This is a genomic window from Ligilactobacillus sp. 110_WCHN, from assembly GCF_030518115.1.
Classification (GTDB): Bacteria; Bacillota; Bacilli; order Lactobacillales; family Lactobacillaceae; genus Ligilactobacillus; species Ligilactobacillus aviarius_C.
On sequence record NZ_JAULLI010000019.1, the window covers coordinates 1 to 21,422 of the forward strand.

Annotated in this window: 18 protein-coding genes and 1 tRNA gene; 12 read left to right on the forward strand and 7 right to left on the reverse strand. The window is 39.8% G+C overall.

Annotation, left to right across the window (positions count from 1 at the left end; translation table 11 throughout):
• The first annotated feature begins 200 nt into the window (after positions 1 to 200).
• Positions 201 to 274: transfer RNA gene (locus Q3C15_RS06930), tRNA-Arg, on the forward strand.
• Between the two features lie 36 nt (positions 275 to 310).
• Here Q3C15_RS06930 and Q3C15_RS06935 read toward each other — a convergent pair.
• The gene (locus tag Q3C15_RS06935) at positions 311 to 1,546 is read right to left on the reverse strand and encodes an aminopeptidase (RefSeq protein WP_302704763.1); all 1,236 of its coding nucleotides are present in this window, start codon (positions 1,544 to 1,546) and stop codon (positions 311 to 313) included.
• Positions 1,547 to 1,632: 86 nt separating this feature from the next.
• Here Q3C15_RS06935 and wecB point away from each other — a divergent pair, with 86 nt between their 5' ends.
• The gene (gene wecB, locus Q3C15_RS06940) at positions 1,633 to 2,775 is read left to right on the forward strand and encodes a non-hydrolyzing UDP-N-acetylglucosamine 2-epimerase (RefSeq protein WP_302704764.1); all 1,143 of its coding nucleotides are present in this window, start codon (positions 1,633 to 1,635) and stop codon (positions 2,773 to 2,775) included.
• Between the two features lie 35 nt (positions 2,776 to 2,810).
• On the opposite strand, the gene Q3C15_RS06945 is transcribed toward wecB, so the two are convergent.
• The 3 genes from Q3C15_RS06945 to Q3C15_RS06955 all read right to left on the reverse strand — a co-directional run bounded on the left by Q3C15_RS06945 (position 2,811) and on the right by Q3C15_RS06955 (position 7,196).
• Positions 2,811 to 5,654 carry a YfhO family protein gene (locus tag Q3C15_RS06945; protein WP_302704765.1) on the reverse strand — a complete coding sequence of 948 codons (2,844 nt, stop codon included), beginning with the start codon at positions 5,652 to 5,654 and terminating at the stop codon, positions 2,811 to 2,813.
• A 146-nt stretch (positions 5,655 to 5,800) separates the two neighbouring features.
• Positions 5,801 to 6,733 (reverse strand): glycosyltransferase family 2 protein, encoded by a 933-nt coding sequence (locus Q3C15_RS06950; RefSeq protein WP_057826714.1) that lies wholly within the window; start codon positions 6,731 to 6,733, stop codon positions 5,801 to 5,803.
• Between the two features lie 10 nt (positions 6,734 to 6,743).
• Positions 6,744 to 7,196, reverse strand: coding sequence for a flavodoxin (locus tag Q3C15_RS06955; RefSeq protein WP_057826715.1), 453 nt, complete (start codon positions 7,194 to 7,196; stop codon positions 6,744 to 6,746).
• 162 nt (positions 7,197 to 7,358) lie between these two features.
• Here Q3C15_RS06955 and map point away from each other — a divergent pair, with 162 nt between their 5' ends.
• The 3 genes from map (at position 7,359) to Q3C15_RS06970 (ending at position 10,320) form a co-directional block, all read left to right on the forward strand.
• Positions 7,359 to 8,153: a type I methionyl aminopeptidase gene (gene map / locus Q3C15_RS06960; RefSeq protein WP_057826716.1), complete on the forward strand. Its 795-nt coding sequence runs from the start codon at positions 7,359 to 7,361 to the stop codon at positions 8,151 to 8,153.
• A 243-nt stretch (positions 8,154 to 8,396) separates the two neighbouring features.
• Entirely contained in the window at positions 8,397 to 9,269 is an 873-nt protein-coding gene (galU, locus tag Q3C15_RS06965; RefSeq protein ID WP_057826717.1) for a UTP--glucose-1-phosphate uridylyltransferase GalU, read from the forward strand.
• 145 nt (positions 9,270 to 9,414) lie between these two features.
• Complete coding sequence (locus Q3C15_RS06970; protein ID WP_283573638.1) at positions 9,415 to 10,320, forward strand: YihY/virulence factor BrkB family protein; 906 nt, start codon at positions 9,415 to 9,417, stop codon at positions 10,318 to 10,320.
• Between the two features lie 24 nt (positions 10,321 to 10,344).
• Here the strand turns inward: Q3C15_RS06970 and recX are convergent, their stop codons facing one another.
• On the reverse strand, positions 10,345 to 11,130 hold the full coding sequence (recX, locus tag Q3C15_RS06975; protein WP_302704767.1) for a recombination regulator RecX: 786 nt from the start codon (positions 11,128 to 11,130) through the stop codon (positions 10,345 to 10,347).
• A gap of 84 nt (positions 11,131 to 11,214) precedes the next feature.
• Here recX and rlmD point away from each other — a divergent pair, with 84 nt between their 5' ends.
• The 7 genes from rlmD (at position 11,215) to Q3C15_RS07010 (ending at position 19,547) form a co-directional block, all read left to right on the forward strand.
• Complete coding sequence (gene rlmD / locus Q3C15_RS06980; protein ID WP_302704768.1) at positions 11,215 to 12,567, forward strand: 23S rRNA (uracil(1939)-C(5))-methyltransferase RlmD; 1,353 nt, start codon at positions 11,215 to 11,217, stop codon at positions 12,565 to 12,567.
• Positions 12,545 to 13,723 carry a serine hydrolase gene (locus Q3C15_RS06985; RefSeq protein WP_302704769.1) on the forward strand — a complete coding sequence of 393 codons (1,179 nt, stop codon included), beginning with the start codon at positions 12,545 to 12,547 and terminating at the stop codon, positions 13,721 to 13,723. The genes rlmD and Q3C15_RS06985 overlap by 23 nt, the downstream gene beginning before the upstream one ends.
• 79 nt (positions 13,724 to 13,802) lie before the next feature.
• Positions 13,803 to 14,348 (forward strand): DUF402 domain-containing protein, encoded by a 546-nt coding sequence (locus Q3C15_RS06990; protein ID WP_278851989.1) that lies wholly within the window; start codon positions 13,803 to 13,805, stop codon positions 14,346 to 14,348.
• Between the two features lie 76 nt (positions 14,349 to 14,424).
• Entirely contained in the window at positions 14,425 to 15,561 is a 1,137-nt protein-coding gene (locus tag Q3C15_RS06995; protein ID WP_302704770.1) for an AI-2E family transporter, read from the forward strand.
• An 88-nt stretch (positions 15,562 to 15,649) separates the two neighbouring features.
• The gene (locus tag Q3C15_RS07000; RefSeq protein WP_302704771.1) at positions 15,650 to 16,681 is read left to right on the forward strand and encodes an NAD(P)H-dependent glycerol-3-phosphate dehydrogenase; all 1,032 of its coding nucleotides are present in this window, start codon (positions 15,650 to 15,652) and stop codon (positions 16,679 to 16,681) included.
• Positions 16,682 to 16,823: 142 nt separating this feature from the next.
• Entirely contained in the window at positions 16,824 to 17,954 is a 1,131-nt protein-coding gene (locus tag Q3C15_RS07005; RefSeq protein ID WP_302704772.1) for an ABC transporter ATP-binding protein, read from the forward strand.
• Between the two features lie 15 nt (positions 17,955 to 17,969).
• Positions 17,970 to 19,547 carry a peptide chain release factor 3 gene (locus Q3C15_RS07010; RefSeq protein WP_064208434.1) on the forward strand — a complete coding sequence of 526 codons (1,578 nt, stop codon included), beginning with the start codon at positions 17,970 to 17,972 and terminating at the stop codon, positions 19,545 to 19,547.
• A gap of 79 nt (positions 19,548 to 19,626) precedes the next feature.
• Here Q3C15_RS07010 and Q3C15_RS07015 read toward each other — a convergent pair whose 3' ends face one another.
• Positions 19,627 to 20,943 carry a MucBP domain-containing protein gene (locus Q3C15_RS07015; protein ID WP_302704773.1) on the reverse strand — a complete coding sequence of 439 codons (1,317 nt, stop codon included), beginning with the start codon at positions 20,941 to 20,943 and terminating at the stop codon, positions 19,627 to 19,629.
• Between the two features lie 140 nt (positions 20,944 to 21,083).
• Positions 21,084 to 21,359: a DUF1827 family protein gene (locus tag Q3C15_RS07020; RefSeq protein WP_204779544.1), complete on the reverse strand. Its 276-nt coding sequence runs from the start codon at positions 21,357 to 21,359 to the stop codon at positions 21,084 to 21,086.
• Positions 21,360 to 21,422 lie beyond the last annotated feature (63 nt).

Genomic DNA, 21,422 nt, shown 5'->3' on the forward strand with positions numbered 1-21,422 from the left:
AGAATATTTTTAAACAAAATATGTTTCGTAAAATAATTATACACGGTTTATGGCAAAAAATGTAACATAAAACTAAATTATTAGAAAATATTTAAAAATAAAAGAGACTTATCCCATAATTATTATTAAATTTTAAAAAATGGAGATACTTGCGTGCCTTTCAAAGATTAATTATACTTAAACTATTGTTTTAATCAGTTGCGCTTGTAGCTCAGCAGGATAGAGCAACCGCCTCCTAAGCGGTAGGTCATCGGTTCAATTCCGATCAAGCGCATAAAAAAGCTGCGATGCAAATCGCAGCTTTTTTTATTTAAGCCCAATCACCATTTCGGAATACAGGAACAATCGTCCCGTCCTTTTTAATTCCATCAATGTTCATATCAGCTGAGCCGACCATGAAATCAACATGGGCTTGACTAAAGTTGATGCCTTTCGCTTTAAGTTGATCCTCGCTCATTTTGGTTCCGCCTTGAACGTTAAATGGGTAAGCAGCTCCTAAAGCAAGGTGATCGCTTGCGTTTTCATCAAAGAGGGTGTTAAAGAACGTGATCCCTGATTGTGAAATCGGTGATGGATCTGGAACAAGGGAAACTTCACCAAGGGAACGAACACCGTTATCAGTTTCAAGAAGGTGATCAAGGACAGCTTGGCCTTTTTCAGCAGTGGCTTCAACAACTTTCCCGCCTTTAAATGTAAATTTCATATTTTCAAGAATGTTGCCGGCATAACTTAACGGTTTAGTTGAGGTTACGTAACCGTTGATTCGGCGATTATCAGGCGCAGTGAAACATTCTTCGGTTGGCATGTTAGCCATGAACTCGATCCCGGCAGCGTTTTTGCTTCCGCCACCCTCCCAAACATGATTTTCAGGAAGACCGATCGTTAAATCAGTTCGTGGTGAAGTGTAGTGTAATGCACTGAATTGTTCTTTATTTAACCAGTCTTCTTTTTCGTGCAATTTAGTATCGTGATCTTTCCAAGCTTGGATTGGATCTTCACGGTCGATCCGGGTTGTTTTGAAAATCTCTTCCCACAAACGATCAACGGCGGCTTCACCCTTTAAATCAGGGAAAACGCGTTCAGCCCATGCTGGACTGGCAGCGGCAACAACTGTCCAACTTAAATCATTGTTTTGGGTTGCTTGCCGAACAGGCATTAAGGCTTTTCCGTTGGCACTTTGGTATGCGGCAACCCGTTTTTGGTCAATTCCGCCAAATGCACCGGGATCTTCTGACATCACTGAGATCCGGCAGCAACGGTGATCAGCAATGTATTGGGCTTCTTCCTTGGCAAATTCCGGAACATTTTCAAGAAATTCATCGCTTGCATGTTCAAGAAATTCACGTTGGGCAAAGGTATCGCTCCATTTGATCATTACCTTTCCGGCACCGGCCTTGTAAGCTTCTTTGACGATTAAGTGGGCGAGGTGTTGTTGTTCAACATTAATATAGAGAACAACTTCTTGTCCGGGTTGGACATTGACCCCAACCTTAACGATTAATTCAGCATATTTTTGTAATTTTTCTTCAAAATTTGCAATTGTCATAGTAAGGAACCTCCATTCATCTTAATATATATGATAGCATAGAAATGTAAGTGAAATTGATTATATAGGGCAAGAGGAGGATCTATATGGAAAAGATCAAAGTAATGACCGTTTTTGGGACGCGGCCAGAAGCAATTAAAATGGCCCCGCTTGTATTAGAATTGAACAAGCATGCTAATCAAATTGAAGCGGTGACGGTCGTTACGGCTCAGCACCGAGAAATGTTGGATCAGGTGCTTGAAATTTTTAAGATCCAACCGGATTATGATTTAAACATTATGCACCAGGGGCAGAGCTTGAATGACATCACGGTTGATGTTTTAAATAAATTAAAAGGGGTCATTGAAACGGAAAAACCAGACATTGTACTGGTTCATGGCGATACAACCACGACATTTGCAGCAAGTTTAGCGGCTTTTTATCAACAAGTTGCAGTTGGCCACGTTGAAGCCGGTTTGCGGACCTGGAATAAGTATTCACCATATCCGGAAGAAATGAACCGGCAAATGACGGATGACCTTGCTGATTTATACTTTGCGCCAACGCAGCAAAGTAAGGATAATCTGTTGAAGGAAAATCATGCGGCCGCAAAGATTTTTATTACCGGTAATACAGCAATTGATGCACTGCATGAAACCGTACAGGATGATTATCACCATGACATTTTAGAGCTTGTTGATCCCCAAAAGAAATTGATTTTAATAACGATGCACCGGCGGGAAAATCAAGGTGAACCGATGAAACGGGTCTTTAAGGCCATTCGCGATGTTGTTGAAACTCATCCGGAGATTGAAGTGATTTATCCGGTTCATTTAAGCCCAGCGGTCCAAAAGGCAGCCCATGAGATCTTTGACCATGTTGACCGCGTTCATTTGATCGATCCGCTTGATGTGGTTGATTTTCACAATCTCGCTGCCCGCAGTTTCTTCATCATGTCAGATTCTGGCGGTGTGCAAGAAGAAGCTCCAGCACTTGGGAAACCAGTCCTTGTGCTGCGGGATACAACCGAGCGTCCGGAAGGAATTAAGGCGGGAACGTTAAAACTTGTTGGAACGGATTATCAAACGGTTAAGAATGAAATGGAAACGCTACTGGATGATCAAAAAGAATATGAGGCAATGGCCAATGCTAAAAATCCATACGGTGATGGCCATGCCGCTCAACGAATCGTTGAGGCGATCCAGTATCATTTTGGCCAGCTTAAAGAATGTCCAGAAGAATTTAAGTAGAAAAAAACGCGACATGATTGTCGCGTTTTTTTTATCTATTCTTTTTTCTTGCGAACAAGCGTGATTCCACCGCTAACTAACGTAATGGTTATTCCAATCGCTGAAATGATGATTCCAAGTTTTAATCCTGGAGTATGGTAGCTCAATTCAACGTGATGGACGCCGGCAGGAAGCTTGATTCCAATAAATGCGGTGTTCGTGCGGAGAAGCGGAACCTTTTTCCCGTTGACCGTGGCTTGCCACCCATCGGAGTACGGAATCGAAGAGGTCAAGATTCCCGGACGGGTAGTCTTGATCGTTCCTTGAAGATGGTTCGGCGACAATTTCAGCTGCCGTAGCCGATTCTTTTGAATGGTTTGAACTTGGTGAGCATATTGGCTTCCAAGGGGTTCGGCAACCAGTTTCAAATTAAACGAGTAAGTCCCTAAATGGTTAAAGTTCAGCGCAATCGTTTGCGGAATCTGAGGGTAAAATCCTAAATTCATCGTTCCGTTTTTGACTTGTTTATAGAATGACAAAATTTGAGCCTTCGGTTGTTTGATAACTTCTTTTCCAAGTGGGGTAGTTGCTCGAATTTTAAAACTTTGATCAGGCAGACCGCTAATAATGTTGTTTCGGAATGCCTGGTAAGCACTTAATTTCGAGTTTTGGGTCAACTTTCCATCGCTCAAATGATAGTCGGCATTGGTTTGCTGCATTGTAATTTGTTGTTTCAACGTTAATGGTTGATAATGCAAGCTTTCAAATTCAAGGTGCAGTTCAGAATCCTTCAATGCTTTTTGCTGTTCAGGGGTCAAATTTTGAAGATCGAGAACAACTTTGTAACTTTCATTTGAATCCAGATGCTTGAGGTGTTGCGAATCAATTAGGTTTCCGTTACTTGAAATCAATTTAAACGGAAGGTTGATAACCTGTCCCTTAACAGACGCTTGCGGCAGACCGGTCGGGTGGTTGACTAAAACACCATCAGCAAGGGCCCGCTCTTTTTGAGTCGGACCATAGGCTGCGTACTGGTCAGGGGTAAAGGCCTTCGATTGCCAGTACATTAGTGGAAAATTCTGCTGGGTACGGTATCGCAGAATCCGGTCGTTTGTATACGTATTCAGCATTTGGCTGGCATCGAGCGTATAGCCGGCCGGAATCTTAGCACTATTTGGTTGTTGGTGGTGAACAAAGAGGTATTTAACCCCGAAAAAGTTATTCGCAACTGTCCGATCATCAAACTGGGCAAGCGGAATGTTAGCCTCAAATTGAGTATTTTGCAGATTTTGAGCAAAGTCGCCAATTAATTTATTCTGTAATGAATAGTATGAGTTGATGGAATTAACGTTTGCTTGTTGATTATTGTACATATGATATCCAGCACCGAAATCTGCATTTTGACTGATCGTTGAGATTCGATAACCAGTTTGATCAGTTAGTTTTTGGGCAAGCTTTCCGTATTGAATATCAGCAAGGCGCGAGTAACTTTTCCGCGGCAGCATTTCGTTTGAATATCCTTCATTGAAAGGAGCTTCAAAGTAAACAGCATTGCAAATCACGTTTAATAAGACGACTCCAAGAAGAATTTGCCGCGCATGGTGCGGTTGATAATGGTGAATCAAAAGCAACGCGCCAAGGGTAACGAAAAGAAAGACAACGGGAATAAATATCTTTTCATTATTTTGGAAGAAGTAGTCCGCACAAACATAGGCGATGTAAAGAATGGCTCCAATCGTAAACCCTTTAATGGTTTTTACAGATAAAGTTTCAAGGTTGTCAGCAAGGGCCGCGCATGCTAAAGCAATTGGAAGACATAACATTAACGTCCACCGGTTAGATGGAGCCAAAAAACCGTTGAAAACGGAAGCACACGCGGGAATAAGTAAAATAATGAAACTAATGATCAGAACCGAGTTAATGATGCGGTATTGTTTAAATGCTTTAAGAGTGTATAAAATGGCAAAAACCGCGATGCTGGCAAAGCCAAGGGCACTCCAAAAGTAAAAGTCGCGGTTGCCGCCATTGATCAGTTGCCCCGGCAAGCTTAAATAGTAATATGCCGGATATACTTTTAATCCGTTAGCAAAGGTGCTTGAAGTCCGGGTTGAATTATGAACGGCAATAATTTCCGGAAGTAAGAGAACGGCCGCGTTGATAATACTTAAAGCCGTTGCGCCCGCCAGCTTAGCAAACAATTTCAGGTAGTTTTTCTTGGCTTTAAGATCACATAATAGGCGTAAGCCTAAATATACAATGGCTCCTAAACCAAGGATATAGGCAAAGTAAAAGTTATTGATCAGCATCCACGTAAATGTGAACAGCAACGGCCAAACAGATCTTCCTTGAATGACCCGTTCAAGATTGACGATCAAAATTGGAAAGATAATAAACGGCAGGGTAAAGAACGGTTGAGCAACGTTTGAGTAAAGCAGAAAAGCATTAAAAAGGTAGACAAGCGCTCCGATAACAACCGACGAATCTTTTAATTTTAAATGGAATGCACACCAGCAAAATGCTAAACCGGCACAATATAACCGTAAGACAATCAGAAATTGATATGCAAAAACAATTTTACTTGCTGGAAAAAGCAAGACAAGGTATGCAAAAATGTCACCAAATAAATAGTAAGCATCAACTTGGAAAGCATCGCCGCCAAGTCCCATATGCCACGACCAGCCGGGGAGGGCCGCAAGGGATGGATGGTGGATAAAGTTCAGTAAGCATTTGCGAAATTCAATTAAAAGCGGCAAATGCTGGTTAGCACCGTCGAGTCGCCAAATTAATGAATGTCCGGTAACCAAGTAAGTTCCGTACACAAATAAAGCAACGATTAAAAAGGCTGCAGTGTATTTTAAATATCCGAATTTATGGCTTTGACGATCAAACGAAAATTCCACCAAAAGGCCCTCCTTACATTATTCTCTCTTTATTTTAAAGCATGGAATCTAAAAAGAGAAGAGGGCGAAAAAGCTTTAAAAATCAAAGAATCGGGCAGATTAAAAAATAACCGTGAGCGAACTCACGGTTATTTAATGCTTCAAAACTATTTTTTCTCTTTCAAAATGTATACCGGACGATTCTTGACTTCCATGAAAATCTTACCGATATATTTACCGACGATTCCGAGACAGAGAAGTTGAATTCCTCCAATAAAAAGGAAAATACATACCATCGATGCCCATCCAAATGCTGAACCGCCGTATAGAAGTTTTCTTGCAATTACGAAAATAATTCCGATAACAGACGCAACGGATGAAAGTAATCCAACGTATGATGCAATGTTTAATGGCGTTTGGGAGAAGGAAACAATCCCATCAATTGAGTATTTCAATAAACTCCAAAAGTTCCAGCTTGTTTTACCGGCAACCCGTTCTTTGTTTTGGTATTCCAGGTATTTCGTCTTAAATCCGACCCAACTGAAAATTCCTTTTGAGAACCGGTTGTATTCGGACATTGAAAGAATTGCATCGACCATTTGCCGGGTCATTAAACGGTAATCACGGGCGCCATCAACGATTTCAGTGTCGGAAATTTTGTTGATCAACTTGTAGAACATGTGGGCAAAGAATGACCGGATCGGTGGTTCACCCTTGCGATCGACCCGTCGTGTTCCAACGCAGTCGTATTCGCCAGATTCAAGATAACCAAGCATTTTTGGTAATAGTTCAGGCGGATCTTGCAGATCAACGTCCATTACCGCAACATAATCCCCTGTTGCTTGTTGTAATCCGCAGTAAAGTCCGGCTTCTTTCCCAAAATTCCGTGAAAATGAGGCATAGTGAACATGTTCCGGATCTTTTTGTTGAAGTTTCCGTAATTCACCAAGGGTATTATCCGATGAGCCATCATCAATAAACCAGTATTCAAGTTCAATGTTTGGTAATTGCGGGGCAACTTTTTCAACGGCGTCATAGAATAACGGAATTGATTCTTCCTCGCAATAGCAAGGTACAATGATTGAAAGTTTTTTTGTCATGATTGTTATGTTACTCCTCTAATTTAGCTACTAATTGATCTGTAAATTGATCAAGGGTATCAAGGTCTTCGTCAGTGTCAGGTGAAAGATTGATTTTAACATCCGGCGCACCTTGAATTGCACCGGCTTCTTTTAATACGCGGCTGAACTCATCAACTGCGGTGCAATAATATTCGCCGTAGAATGTATCACCTGATCCAGCAACTCCATATATTTTGCCTGACAAATCAGTTTCTTGCAGATCGTCGAAGAAATCCATTCCTTCATCTGGTAGATTTCCTTCATCGTAGGTATAAGGACATACGATGCACAGGTCAGCATCTTCAAAATCGCTGACGTCTGCCTGTGAAATTTCATCAACTTGAACATCAAGACCTTGGTCTTCAAGATTTTCAGCAATGATATCAGCAATGTCTTCGTTATTTCCGGTAATCGTTGCGAAAACGATCTCTGCTTTGGCCAATGGAATGCCTCCTTTCCGTAAACCTATATTTTTTCATTATATCAAATTATATCAAAAATCAGCGGTAAACGTGAGAATTGTTTATTAGAATTTACCGAATAGTAATAAGTTAAGGTATAATAGAAAAGAATAATAATTTGATTCGGAATGGAGGATAATTAAATGATTACATTAAAGTCGCCGCGCGAAATTAAAGAAATGGCAGTTTCAGGCGCAATTTTAGCTGGAATGCACGTTGGACTGCGTGACATTGTTAAACCTGGGGTATCAAGTTGGGAAGTTGAAAAATTTGCTCGCAAGTACTTCAAAGAACATGATGCAATTCCTGAACAAATTGGATTTGAAGGATATAAGTATGCAACATGTGTCAGTGTTAATGATGAAATCTGTCATGCTTTTCCACGGAAAAATTTGATTTTTAAGGAAGGCGATTTAGTTAAAATCGATACGGTTGTTAACTATCATGGAGCAATGAGCGATTCATGCTGGAGTTACGTTGTTGGAAAACCAAGTCCAGAAGTTGAACGCTTAATGGAAGTTACAAAGAAGGCTTTGTACCTTGGAATTGATCAAGCTCAAGTCGGTAACCGAATCGGGGACATCGGGGCTGCAATTCAACATTATACAGAAGACGAAAACGGCTATGGCGATGTCCGGGAATTCATCGGGCATGGAATTGGACCAACGATGCACGAATCACCGAATGTTCCGCATTATGGTGAAGCCGGAAAAGGAATGCGCCTTCGTGAAGGAATGACAATTACCATTGAACCAATGATCAATACCGGTACATGGCGGGCAGTGATGGATGATCCGAACGGCTGGACAGCCCGGACAGCAGACGGCGGTCTTTCATGCCAATATGAACATACAATTGTAATTACGAAAGATGGCCCAAAAATTTTAACATCGCAAGATCCAGCAATGGACGAAAAATATCTGTATAAATTTAAGTAAATCCTAATAATCATTAAGATAAGGATTTGCTTTTAAAATGAAAATATCTGAAACGCTGATTTAATCACAAAAATTTAATAATTTAATCTTTGTGTAAATTAAACTTTTCTCAGATAAGTAAGTAAATCCTTACCAAAAATCGATAATTTACTTGTCAAAGAATTATTTATTGGTATAATTACACTAGATATTTGATTATCTTTTTAGATAAATACACCAATAAATTTAGATAGGGGTATAACAATGAAAGTTAGAAAAGCTGTTATTCCTGCAGCCGGATTAGGGACACGGTTCCTTCCAGCCACAAAGGCTTTGGCAAAGGAAATGTTCCCAATTATTGACAAACCTACAATTCAATACATCGTTGAAGAAGCACGTAAGTCAGGAATCGAAGATATTTTAGTTGTTACAGGAAAGGGTAAGCGGCCAATCGAAGACCACTTTGACTCAGTTCCTGAGCTTGAACAAAACTTGAAAGCAAAGGGCAAGAACGACTTACTCGAACTTGTTCAACAAACAACGGATATTAACTTGTACTTTATCCGTCAATCACATCCACGTGGTTTAGGAGATGCGGTTTTGATGGCTAAGGACTTTGTTGGAAACGAACCATTTGTTGTCATGTTAGGTGACGATATTATGGACGACAAAGTTCCGTTGACGAAACAATTGATTGACCGCTATGAAGAAACGCATGCTTCAACATTAGCTGTTATGAAGGTTCCGCATGAAGAAGTTAACAAGTACGGTGTAATTGACCCGGTTACTGAAACTAAACCAGGTTTATTTGATGTTAATAAATTTGTTGAAAAGCCAGATGTTGATAAGGCACCATCTGACTTGGCAATCATCGGTCGTTACTTATTGACACCTGAAATTTTTGATATGCTTGAAACTCAAAAGCCAGGTGCTGGTAATGAAATCCAATTAACGGATGCAATTGACCGGTTAAACCAAATTCAACGCGTATTTGCTCATGAATTTAAGGGTAACCGTTATGATGTGGGTTACAAGTTTGGCTATTTGAAGACTTCAATTCAATTTGGATTGAAACACCCAGAAGTAAGTGCTGACTTAAAGGCATACATCAAGGAATTAGCAAAAACACTTAAGTAATTCATGACATTAATTATGAAAGGTCGTGACGAGAGTCCGACCTTTTTATTTTTTGTAATCATAATTTAACGGGAAATCCTTATTTAAAGTGGTTTAATAAGGGTATGTGCGTTTTATTAATTGAAATAAGCAAAGGAATTACAAAATGAAAAAGTTTGGTGCGAACTTAAAGAAGTTTGCCAAGACTGCGCTGAAAAAGACGATCCAGGGTGATATTTTCAACATGGCGATTGTCGCAACGTATTATGTTTTGCTTACAATTGTTCCAATCGTGATTTTTATTGGAAATATTTTGCCAATTATGCATTTGAATGCAACCCGGATCATGCCGTACTTAAACGTTGCGCTTCCGGAACCGGTATATAACTTTTTAGGTCCAATCGTCCGCAAGTTTTTGACGCATGGTTCAGGCGGAATCGCATCGTTCTCGATGATCTTTACATTATGGGCTGGCAGTCGCGGCATTAATGCGTTAAAAAGGTCGATGAATCAAATATTTGGAGTGGGAGATTCACAAGATTTTATTGTGACAACTGTATTATCAATTTTGATCACGCTGAGTTTCGGAGCGTTGTTAGTGACGACGTTTGTGATTTACAGTTTTGGTCAAATTGTCCTTGAATATTTAACACCGATTTTTAAACTTCCGTTATCGTATCTGGAAATTTTCTTACGGTATCGTTGGTCGGTAACATTTGTCATTATTTTTTCAATTTTGTGTTTGATTTATATTGTATTGCCGAATGTCAAAGTTCACTGGTTATCAGTTTGGCCAGGAGCTTTAGTTGCGGCGTTAGGATGGATGGCGTTGACAGGCATCTTTACGATTTACGTGAAGTATTTTGCATATCGGATTTTAAGTTATGGAACGATCGGAACATTCCTGGTATTACTTTTCTGGATGAACTTTACGAATTTGATTATTCTCTTTGGCGCAATTGTCAATGCGTTTTTAGAAGAGAAAATCTATGGAAAAGTTGTCCCGAAAGAACACCGTTTTGGAAAGAAAGTTCAACGAAAAATCCATGAACGCCGTCAAAAACAAAACTAAAGGATCGGGAAAGTACCCGATCCTTTAATTTTGTTCATCAATAAATTGGTTGATTTCGTCCATCGAAAAACCTTTGCGGTACAAGGCCATTTTAACTTTTTGATTGCGTTGTGAAAGAGGGAGCCGTTGATACCGACGTATGATTTTAGCCCCTTGAAGATGCAATTGTTCTTTTTCCTGATCTTCATCCTTCTCGAGACCAAGCTGATTAATTGCTTCAGTTGCAATCTCAGAACTGAAGCCCTTTGCAAAAAGGCCATTTTTAATTTTCTGAATTTGGATTTTGAAGGCTTCCCGGTGGTATTTGCGGGCAAGCTTTTGAGCGATTTTGATTGAATTTTGAAGTTGATCTTCAAATGGAAACTCGTCAAGGGCGGTTTCAATATCGTTTTCAAGGACGCCTTTTTTGCGTAAGTTTTGGGTGATCACTTTCGGCCCTTTATCAGAGGTCTTCGCAATTGTCCGAACATAACTTTTAGCGTATTCAAGATCATTAATGTAACCTTGAGTACGTAAACGTTGAAGAACGGGTTCAATTTGAAGGTCGGTGAATTCATGTTGTTGCAGATATTGAATGATTTCCTTTTCAGTTCTTAACTGATAAGAAAGGTAATCGAGGGCTTTATTGTAAGCTTTTGAAGTTGAATCAGCATCAGTAATGACTTTGATTTGGTCATCTGTAATTTCCTGGTCCTTATGCAGGCGAAATTGGATTAAGACTTCTTCACTGACGGGAAAGCGGTAATGACCATCAATAAAGATGTTATACCGGCCTTTTCGTTTTTGAGCCTGAATTGCTGTAATTTTCACGTTATCAACCTCCAATTCTTACTGCCATTATAAACGTTGAAATTGTTTAATGCTATAATTGAAATATTCTGAGAGGGGTTCTTTATGGAAAAAAAGAGAATTATTAAATTAAAAATCAAAAAAATGGGAATTAACGGTGAAGGCATTGGTTATTTTCAACGCAAAATCGTTTTTGTTCCGCAGGCGTTGCCGGAAGAATACGTTTTGGCTCGAATTGAAAAGGAACAGGCGAAGTACATCAATGCCCACCTTATTAAAGTTTTGAAAAAAAGTCCGGTTCGAACGCAACCCCGGGATAAGTATGACGTTGGCGGAATTGAACTTGAACATCTTCAATATTCAGCCCAATTAAAATTCAAAGAAGATATTATTCGGCAATCATTAGCGAAGTTTAAGCCGCAGGGATATCGCCAAATGGAAATTCGTCCAACGATTGGAATGGATGAACCATACCATTATCGGAATAAAGCGCAATTTCAGATTCGAAAGTCAAAGAGTGGGAAGATCCTTGCGGGCCTATATCGTCCCAATTCGCATTTTCTTGTAGATCTTCCAACTTTTAGTACGCAAAAGCCGTTAACGATGAAGGTCATGCGCACAGTTGTTGCCCTAATCAAAAAATGGAATATTTCGGTATACGACGAGCGGCAGCACCGTGGGTTATTAAAGACGGTTGTGATTCGGGAATCCGAAGCATTTAATCAGATTCAAGTCGTTTTTATTACAACGAGCGACCGTTTTCCTCAAAAAAATCAATTGATCAATGATCTTCAGCAGCAATTTCCAGAGATCATTTCAATAATGCAAAATGTAAATCGAAGCCGCGGGTCTCAGATTTGGGGTGATGAAACGTTTAACTTGGCAGGAACCGATTATCTTGACGAGCAGCTTGGAAACGTTCATTTTAAACTCTCAGCCCGGGCATTTTTCCAATTGAACCCGCAGCAGACGATTCGGTTATATGACCAGGTTGCGCAAGCATTCGATCTTCAGCCGCATGAAACTCTAGTTGATGCCTATTGTGGTGTTGGAACAATTGGATTATACGTTGGCCAAAATGCAAAGGAAATTCGTGGAATGGATATTATTCCAGAGGCAATTCAAGATGCACGGATGAATGCGCGTCTTTCTGGTGTTTCAAATGCGACATATGAAGTCGGAACGGCGGATAAATGGTTTGCAAAATGGACAAAGGAAGGCTTTGTTCCGGATGCGTTAGTCGTGGATCCCCCGCGAACGGGACTTGATGAGCGGCTTATTCAAACGATCCATCAATTCAAACCGCAAAAGTTTGTCTACGTTTCGTGCAATCCGTCAACATTGGCACGCGACTTAGTAAAATTAACGAATGATTATCATGTGGAATACATTCAATCAATTGATATGTTTCCACAGACAGCAAGGTGTGAAGCAATTGTTAAGTTCAAGAGAAAGTAAACGGAATTTGATTAGGGCGTTAATTATTTTAATTGCGCTGATTAGTGGAATTCAGCTTGCAACTTTTTCAGGGCGGGCAATGAATATTTACCAGCCGCCGCTTGAATCGTTTGACCAAAATGTGAACTACATTCAAGGAACGAAAACCGAGAAGAAATTGACCCAATTGATGAAGAACCGGCACTTTATCGGAACGGTGACGTTGGTTAAAAATAATCATTTGGTATATCAACAAGGATTTGGATATGCCAACCAAACGCAAGGATTAATGAATTCAGGAAAGGTTACATACCAAATTGCTTCGATTCAAAAAAGTATGACGGCGGTTCTTTTAATGAAAACAGCCGCTGAAAAGCACTTTTCGCTTGATACCCCGGTCAGTAAATTTTATCCGCAAATTCAAGGAGCCAATTTGATCACTTTGCGGAATTTATTGACGATGACTTCAGGCATTGCAGACCAACGGTCAATCAAGAAACCGGCAAATGATCGTCAGTTTCTCCAATACACGGTTAATAAAGTCAAAATTAACCCGCAAATGATTGGTCAGCTGCATTATCAACCGGTTAACTTTGTTTTATTAGCTGGGATCATTCAACGCGAAAATCAGATGAGCTATTACAAATATTTTGAACAAAATATTATCAAACCGCTTGGCCTCCGATACTCATATTTTTATCAGAATATGAATAAATACCGGGCCGTTCAAGCGCAAGGATATCATTTTAATCCGCAAAAGCCGACTGCATATGTTCCGTTTAAGGAAAAACGGGCCGGGTATGATGAACAGCTGGGGACAGGGAACTTGTACATGTCAAATGGTGATCTTTATCAGACATTACGGGCATTTATGACTTCCAGCATTCTTACCCCACGGCAGACGGCAGCCTTGTATTCGCCAGGAAAGACGCGGTCGACATATTTATCAGGAGTTTACTCGATTCGGCAAACGGTTCCGCAATTACTTGGACAACAGTATGCCGGATATCACTTTCATGGAACGGAATTCGGCTTTGATACGATCGGTGATATTTCGAAAAACGGGGCGGATGCGGTGATCTTCACATCAAATGCCGCTAACTACGGGGCAAATAATAATTATTCATTAGATATCCCGATTTATAAGCAATTAATTGATGATTCCCAAATTTTTTAGGAATTTTGATTAAACTTTGGTATAATACTCATGATGATCGGTGTAATCAACACCTGTGTTTATAGAAAGCAGGCTAAGTATGCGTCACTCACGAGGCCCCAAAGAGGGCGAGTTTATTACGATAAAAAGTTATAAGCACGACGGTAGTTTACATCGAACATGGCGCGATACGATGGTATTAAAGACAAGTGATAATGCAATTATCGGATGCAATGACCATACGCTTGTAACTGAAGCAGACGGTCGGCGATGGGTTACCCGGGAACCGGCGTTGATTTACTTTCACAAGCACTATTGGTTCAACATTGTAACCATGATTCGCGATAATGGAGTTTCATATTACTGCAATCTGGCATCGCCTTCTGTAATGGACCGTGAAGCCTTAAAGTACATTGACTATGATTTAGACGTGAAGGTTTTTCCGAACGGTGAGAAGCGGTTGCTTGATGTAGATGAATATGAAGATCATAGTAAAAAATGGAATTACTCTCCGGAAATCGACAAAATTCTCAAACATAATGTTTTAACTTTGGTCGACTGGATCAATAACGGTAAGGGTCCGTTTTCAAAGGAATATGTTGAGATTTGGTATAATCGCTATCTTCAATTATCACGCCGACAGTAGAAGGGTAGATACCGTTTATAACTTGAGCCGCGTGGAAGGGTGCGCGGCTTTTTTGATAATGTGAAAGGAGTTTTAAATGTTTTTAAACGAAAAACGGAAAAAGAAGCTGATGTTTTGGTCAGCTGAACTGTTGTTGTTAGCAACTTTAATTTTTGTATTTACCAAGATTCGGTTTGTTTTCAGTCCGGTGTTCACCTTTTTCCAAACACTGTTTGCACCATTTTTAATTGCCGGATTTTTATTTTATTTATTGAATCCGTTAGTTAAAATGCTGATGAAAATCAAAATCAAAAAATTCAAGGTCAAGCGGCCGTTAGCAATTACCATTGTCTTCTTGCTTTTGGTTTCAGTTTTAGGATTAGTGATTTCATTCTTTATTCCCCGGTTGATCGAACAGATCAAATCGTTGGTGATCGGACTTCCAGGATATTTAAGCGAGCTGCAACGCTTCTTGACGAACCTATTTAATAACAGTCATATTGATTGGCTCCAAAAAGTCGATCTGCATTCCTATATGAATAAGTTTGAAGGCTCGTTAACTTCGATTTTGAAGAAGTTCATTTTGTCACTAACAACTAGTTTAGGATCGGTAATTGGAACGATTACAAGTGTCACGGTTACATTGGTGACGGTGCCGTTTATTTTGTTCTATATGTTGAAGGATGGCGAAAAACTGGTTCCAACGGTTGAAAAATTCTTCCCGGAACACAATCGAAGCAAGGTTGCACGGCTTTTGCATGAAATGAGTGCAACGTTATCGCGTTATATTTCAGGACAAATGATCGAATGTCTCTTTGTTGGAACCTTTTCAGCAATTGGTTACAGTATGACGGGCATTCCGTATGCATTATTAGTCGGACTATTTGCCGGAATTACGAATATTATTCCGTACCTTGGACCGTATATCGGATTAATGCCGGCTTTGTTTTTAGCATTTTCAAAATCACTTCCAACAGTTTTCTGGGTGATCGTTGTTTGCATTGTTGTTCAACAGCTTGATGGTAATTTGGTATATCCAAACGTAATTGGCAAGTCGCTTCACTTACATCCGTTAACGATCATTATTATTTTGTTAGTTGCCGGGAACATTGCCGGACTTTTAGGAATGATTCTAGGAGTTCCGTTATATGCCGTTACTAAGGTCGTCGTTAAGTTTGTTTACGATATTGCTCAAATTAGAACAACACCGGAAAAAGAACAATCCAAAGAATAGGCAGTCTATATTAATTGCTGATTCCGAAGTTTTGTGATAACTTTAAGCATAGGTTAGATTTTAATATAGAAAAAGATGGGATGAAAAAATGACAAAAAAAATTGCAGTTCTTGGCGCAGGTTCTTGGGGAAGTATTTTAGCCAGCGTCCTTGTTGAAAACGGAAATCAAGTCATGCTTTGGACAAATTCCGAAGAACAAGTAAAGGAATTGAACGAAAAGCACACTAACGAACATTATATTCATGACTATACATATCCAAAAGAGTTGATTACGACCCTCGATTTGAAAGAAGCTGTTACAGGAGCAGACTTTGTATTGTTTGCAATCCCAACGAAAGTGATTCGTCCGGTAGCCCAACAATTACTTGAAGTCTTGAAGGAACTTTCAATCAAGCCAATTTTAATTCATGCAAGTAAAGGGTTGGAACTTGGAACTCACAAACGTTTGTCACAGGTTATTACTGAAGAAATCCCTGAAGAATATCGTTCAGGAATGGTTGTCTTCTCTGGCCCAAGTCATGCTGAAGAAGTTGCCAATAAGGACATTACATTAATTACAGCTGCAAGTGAAAATCTTGATAATGCGCATGCAGTTCAAAAGATTTTCATGAACAAGTACTTGCGAATCTACACCAATACTGATGTGATCGGGGTTGAAGTTGGTGGTGCATTCAAGAACATCATCGCAATCGGAGCTGGAATTTTGCACGGCTTGAAATATGGTGATGACGCTAAAGCTGCTTTGATGACCCGGGGATTAGCTGAAATCAGCCGGTTAGGAGTTGCGTTAGGCGCAGATCCAAGCACATTTATGGGATTAAGCGGAGTCGGTGACCTGATCGTTACATGTACAAGTGTTCATTCACGTAACTGGCGGTGCGGTAACCAATTAGGTGAAGGTAAGGAACTTGATGACATTATTAAAAACATGGGAATGGTTATTGAAGGGATCAACACATGCAAGGCTGCATACGAACTTGGAAATCAATTAAATTTGACCCTTCCAATTTGCCATGCAATGTACGATGTTCTTTACAATGATGCTAATATTCCAGAAGAAATTGAAAAGTTAATGACTCGTCCAGGCAAGAGTGAAATGGAAAAGTACGACGAACGCTAGATGAAATCGTTGAATGAATGGGAGAGATTGCGACATTAGTTGCGGTCTCTTTTTTCGTATTCATTTCGCTGGCAAAATTTGACGGTAAAACTAGAATTTTGTAGTATTATTCTTGGATAAATAGCGATAATTAGGTGAAAATATGGGAAAATTACAAATTAAATATATTACAAAGGAAATGCCGCTTATTCTTGATAAGAAGGCAAAAGATAAGAAAGCTAAAAATAAAAAGAATGATGATCGGCATCTTTGGCTTTTGCGCGGAGTTAATTTAGACATTAATGATGGCGAAGCGGTTGGAATCGTTGGGGCGAACGGTTCGGGAAAGTCAACGTTGATGCGGATCATTGCCGGATTGGATGAACAAACGACGGGTTTTATTACAACCCACTCACGGATCACCTATGCGGGGACGAACGGAATTCTTGATCCGGAATTGACCGGATTGGAAAATATTCGCAAAGCAATTGCCAAATCAGAAATTGACGACTTTAAAGGTGATCACATTACCAACGCCATTTTAAACTTTACCGAACTTGGCGAATGGTTGTATTGTCCTGTAAAAGCATATTCAACGGCGCAGTATGCACGGTTATCAATGGGGATTGCAATGTACCTGGAACCAGATTTAGTTCTTCTTGATAATGTTTTTGGAATTCTGGATCAACCGTTTTATTTAAAGGCTTCAAATAAGGTTCAGGAACTTAAAGACAAAGGGGTTTCCTTTATCATTGCGGATTCAAAGAGTATTGTGATCGAAGGATTCTGTGAACGGGCTTTATGGCTTCAATACGGAGAAGTTCAAGATTTTGGACCAACGCAATCAGTTGTTCAACAATATAACTATTCTTTGGATTGGTATAATGCATTGTCACGCCCAGAGAAAAATGATTTTATTGCTAAAAAACAGCAAGAGCAAATGGACTTTAACATTGACAGTGTTTATGAAGAATTTAAAATCGAACAGTTCCGGCATGGCTACACGCGAAAAGATGAACCCCGGATGCGGAAGGCATTTTTCGTTGAAAAGGGAATTGATCCGGTTTATCAAGATCAGGTAAATAAGGGACAAACCCAGAAAAAGGCTAAGCGGAAATGGCCGAAAGTAGTTTTAATGTTAATCTTGCTGGTTGCGTTACTTCTTGGGGCAGGCTATTTCTTGGCAACCAATAAACGGCACGTTCGAAAACCGAATAAACAGGCAGCGGTTGAATATGTTCTCTCAACCAAGAATGCTTGTGATCACAGCCAAATCATAAATCGAAAAATTTAAGGTGGAAATTAAATGATAGATGAAAAGAAACTCAAGGAAGAAATTGAAAAACGCCGGACATTTGCGATTATTTCTCACCCAGATGCCGGGAAAACAACAATTACGGAACAACTTCTTTTATTTGGGGGCGTTGTTCGCCAAGCCGGAACAGTTAAAGGAAAGAAGACTGGAAATTTTGCTAAGTCTGACTGGATGGAAATTGAAAAGAAACGTGGAATTTCCGTTACGAGTTCTGTAATGCAATTTGATTATGCTGGAAAGCGAATCAATATCTTGGATACGCCAGGGCACGAAGACTTTTCTGAAGATACATACCGGACATTGATGGCCGTTGATTCAGCGGTCATGGTAATTGACTCTGCAAAAGGGATCGAGCCGCAAACAAAGAAACTTTTCCAAATTTGTAAAATGCGCGGGATCCCGATTTTTACGTTTATGAATAAACTTGACCGTGATGGGCGCGAACCGCTTGATTTGATCGGTGAATTGGAAGATACGCTTGGAATTGAAGCTTATCCGATGAACTGGCCGATTGGAATGGGGAAGGGCCTTAAAGGATTGTATGATATTTATAACAATCGGATTGAATTGTATCAACGTGAGGATCAAGGCGAAAACTTCCTTGAATTAGATGAAAACGGCGAAATTAAGGGCGACCATCCTTTGAAAGAGGAAAGTATTTACCAACAAGTCTTAGAAGAAGTTGATTTGGTAAAGAATGCCGGCAATGAATTTGATGAAGCAAAGATTGCAACAGGGGATTTAACGCCTGTCTTCTTTGGATCAGCCTTAACGAATTTTGGGGTTAAGACGTTCTTGGATGCCTATTTGAAATATGCACCGGCACCGTCAGCTCACAAAACAGTTGATGGAACCGAAATTGAACCAGTACAGAAACAATTTAGTGGATTTATTTTCAAGATTCAAGCAAATATGAATCCAAATCACCGTGACCGGATCGCATTTGTCCGGATTTGTTCAGGCGAATTTGATCGGGGAATGGATGTTTTCCTTCAACGCACAGGGAAAAAGATTCGGTTATCAAACTCAACGCAATTTATGGCTGATAGTCGTGAAACGGTTGAAAATGCGGTTGCCGGGGACATTATTGGATTATATGATACCGGAAACTTCCAGATTGGGGATACGATCTATACCGGGAAAAAGGCAGTTCAATTTGAAAAGTTGCCTCAATTTACACCTGAATTGTTTGTGAAGGTTTCGCCGAAAAACGTGATGAAACAGAAATCATACCATAAAGGAATTCAGCAATTGGTTCAGGAAGGGGCCGTTCAGCTTTACCGGAGTTATACGACCAATGATTATATTTTAGGTGCAGTTGGTCAGCTGCAATTTGAAGTTTTCCAATTCCGGATGAAGAACGAATACAATTCTGAAGTTGTCATGACACCAATGGGCCATAAGATTGCGCGGTGGATCGACCCAGAACAGCTGGATGAAAAGATGTCGAGTTCACGAAACTTGTTAGTTAAGGACCGGCAAGACCAGCCGTTATTCTTGTTCGAAAATGAGTTTGCAGAACGGTGGTTTGAAGATAAGTATCCAGATGTTAAATTAACAGCTAAATTATAGAAAAAATCCCAGTGAGTTTTTAGCTCACTGGGATTTTTATAAAAAGCGAAACATAAAAATGTTTCGCTTCAATTCAAAATTATTCAGATAGCCGTTCCTTTTCTTGTGAAACCTTATGTTCAATATCGAAATCAAGGTATTGCCGAATCGTCCATCCGCGGTCGTCAACCTTAAACCATTGCATTTCGCGCCCACCTTCACGTTCGGTGATCGTAACGATCGAACCGTCTTTAATCGAATCAACGGGTTCACCAAATGGACGGTTATATAAGGTTAATTTCTTGTTTGGAACGAAGTCAATGATTGCTTGGAAGTTCAAGTCAATGGTAAATGGCTTGGTTGAGTTATCTTCAATTTGGTATTGCGGAAGAGAATCAACGAAGCGAACCTTATCGTAATCTTCTTGAATCCAAAGATTTCCGCCTAAACAATGCCACCGTTCACCACTTGTTAATTGAACCGTTTCAAAAACTTGCCAAACGGTATCTTTTGCAAGGGTAATGTAAGTATCATTTCCATGCGGAGCATCATAACCAGGTTGTGAAACCCGCATTTTCAAGTATTTAACGTTAAAGTCGACTTCCTTCCATGAAGCATCCCGGTAATAGTAAGTAACAACCTGCTGTTGTTCATTGAAATTACCGTTTACAGGTCCCTCTGCCCGAAGCAGGTTATAGCCGATAAAGTTTGGCGGAGTCAGTGAATACTTTTCGTCAACCTTTCCAGAAACAAACCGCGGTTTGCCCAGCATATGCAAGTCATCAATATCTTGACTAAAAAGCCAAATATTAGCACCGCTTTGCCGCCGGTACGTTAATGTCATTGATCCGTATGGTTCAACGAAAACGGATGTGAATCCGTCAATGTGAATCAAGTCAAAATGTTCAAATTCTTTGAACTTGAAGTTGATTGCTTCACCGCGCTTCCCCGAAATGATTTGGGGTGAACTTAAACTGCGCCGGTTCTCATCTTGATAAATAATAATAATGGTCGAATCTGGACGCGTTGAAGCCTTTTTAACTTCCGAATGGTGAGAATCTAACTCGGACTTTTTCTCTTCTGATTTCTCTTCATCTTCAGCTGAGGTTTCCAAATCATGATTGGATTCTTCAGGAAGTTGATTAGTTGTGTCAGCCGGTTCGTTTTCACGTTCATCGGGTGATTTAACCGCTTCTTGCTGGCTTTGAGTTTCATTTGAACTTGTTGATGAAGCTTCAACTTGCTTCTCTTCAGCAGGCTCAATGGAAGATTCAATGTTAATTTCATCATTTAAATTTGAATGATTTTCAGGTGAAACTGATGTCTTTCTTTCAAAAGAAGGTTTACGCATTTGTTTGCGGGCATTCCGCCGTGAATTAAAGGAACGCCGAATCTTATTCATAAATTTAAATGCCATAATTTCACCTCCTAAAAATAGTTACCCTCATTAATTATAACGTATATCATTCATTTTTTTAACCATTTAATTAATAAAATTTTATTGGAAATTAGGATAAAAAAAGGTTGCGACTTATGTCACAGCCTCTTTCTTAGTAATTAGTTGTTAAGACTAATTTCAACGATCTTACCTTCGTTTGTAACGGTTGCCTTTGATGAATCTTGTCCAAGAAGTTCATCTTCAACGTAACTGATTTCTTTATCAGTAACCGGCCGAATCTTGTTTGAGATTACAATTTCAGCAACGTCGCGCTTTTTGCGGTAAACGACCTTTGAATTTCCAAGGGTGAAAACTTTAATAAAGTGCGCAGATGTTTTGAGCAACTGTTGCCGAATTGTTTGGGCATAGCTGTTGGTTACATCAATAAGTTGCATGTTAAACCCTCCCTAATTTCTTTCTTCTTTAATTATAGCTTAAAAGCTTTTAAATGACATGCA

Bases quoted from the DNA above. Each gene is read 5' to 3' on its own strand.
- Q3C15_RS06935 (WP_302704763.1), bottom strand. From the start codon at position 1,546: ATGACAATTGCAAATTTTGAAGAAAAATTACAAAAATATGCTGAATTA.
- wecB (WP_302704764.1), top strand. From the start codon at position 1,633: ATGGAAAAGATCAAAGTAATGACCGTTTTTGGGACGCGGCCAGAAGCA.
- Q3C15_RS06950 (WP_057826714.1), bottom strand. From the start codon at position 6,733: ATGACAAAAAAACTTTCAATCATTGTACCTTGCTATTGCGAGGAAGAA.
- map (WP_057826716.1), top strand. From the start codon at position 7,359: ATGATTACATTAAAGTCGCCGCGCGAAATTAAAGAAATGGCAGTTTCA.
- galU (WP_057826717.1), top strand. From the start codon at position 8,397: ATGAAAGTTAGAAAAGCTGTTATTCCTGCAGCCGGATTAGGGACACGG.
- Q3C15_RS06970 (WP_283573638.1), top strand. From the start codon at position 9,415: ATGAAAAAGTTTGGTGCGAACTTAAAGAAGTTTGCCAAGACTGCGCTG.
- rlmD (WP_302704768.1), top strand. From the start codon at position 11,215: ATGGAAAAAAAGAGAATTATTAAATTAAAAATCAAAAAAATGGGAATT.
- Q3C15_RS06990 (WP_278851989.1), top strand. From the start codon at position 13,803: ATGCGTCACTCACGAGGCCCCAAAGAGGGCGAGTTTATTACGATAAAA.
- Q3C15_RS06995 (WP_302704770.1), top strand. From the start codon at position 14,425: ATGTTTTTAAACGAAAAACGGAAAAAGAAGCTGATGTTTTGGTCAGCT.
- Q3C15_RS07000 (WP_302704771.1), top strand. From the start codon at position 15,650: ATGACAAAAAAAATTGCAGTTCTTGGCGCAGGTTCTTGGGGAAGTATT.
- Q3C15_RS07005 (WP_302704772.1), top strand. From the start codon at position 16,824: ATGGGAAAATTACAAATTAAATATATTACAAAGGAAATGCCGCTTATT.
- Q3C15_RS07015 (WP_302704773.1), bottom strand. From the start codon at position 20,943: ATGGCATTTAAATTTATGAATAAGATTCGGCGTTCCTTTAATTCACGG.
- Q3C15_RS07020 (WP_204779544.1), bottom strand. From the start codon at position 21,359: ATGCAACTTATTGATGTAACCAACAGCTATGCCCAAACAATTCGGCAA.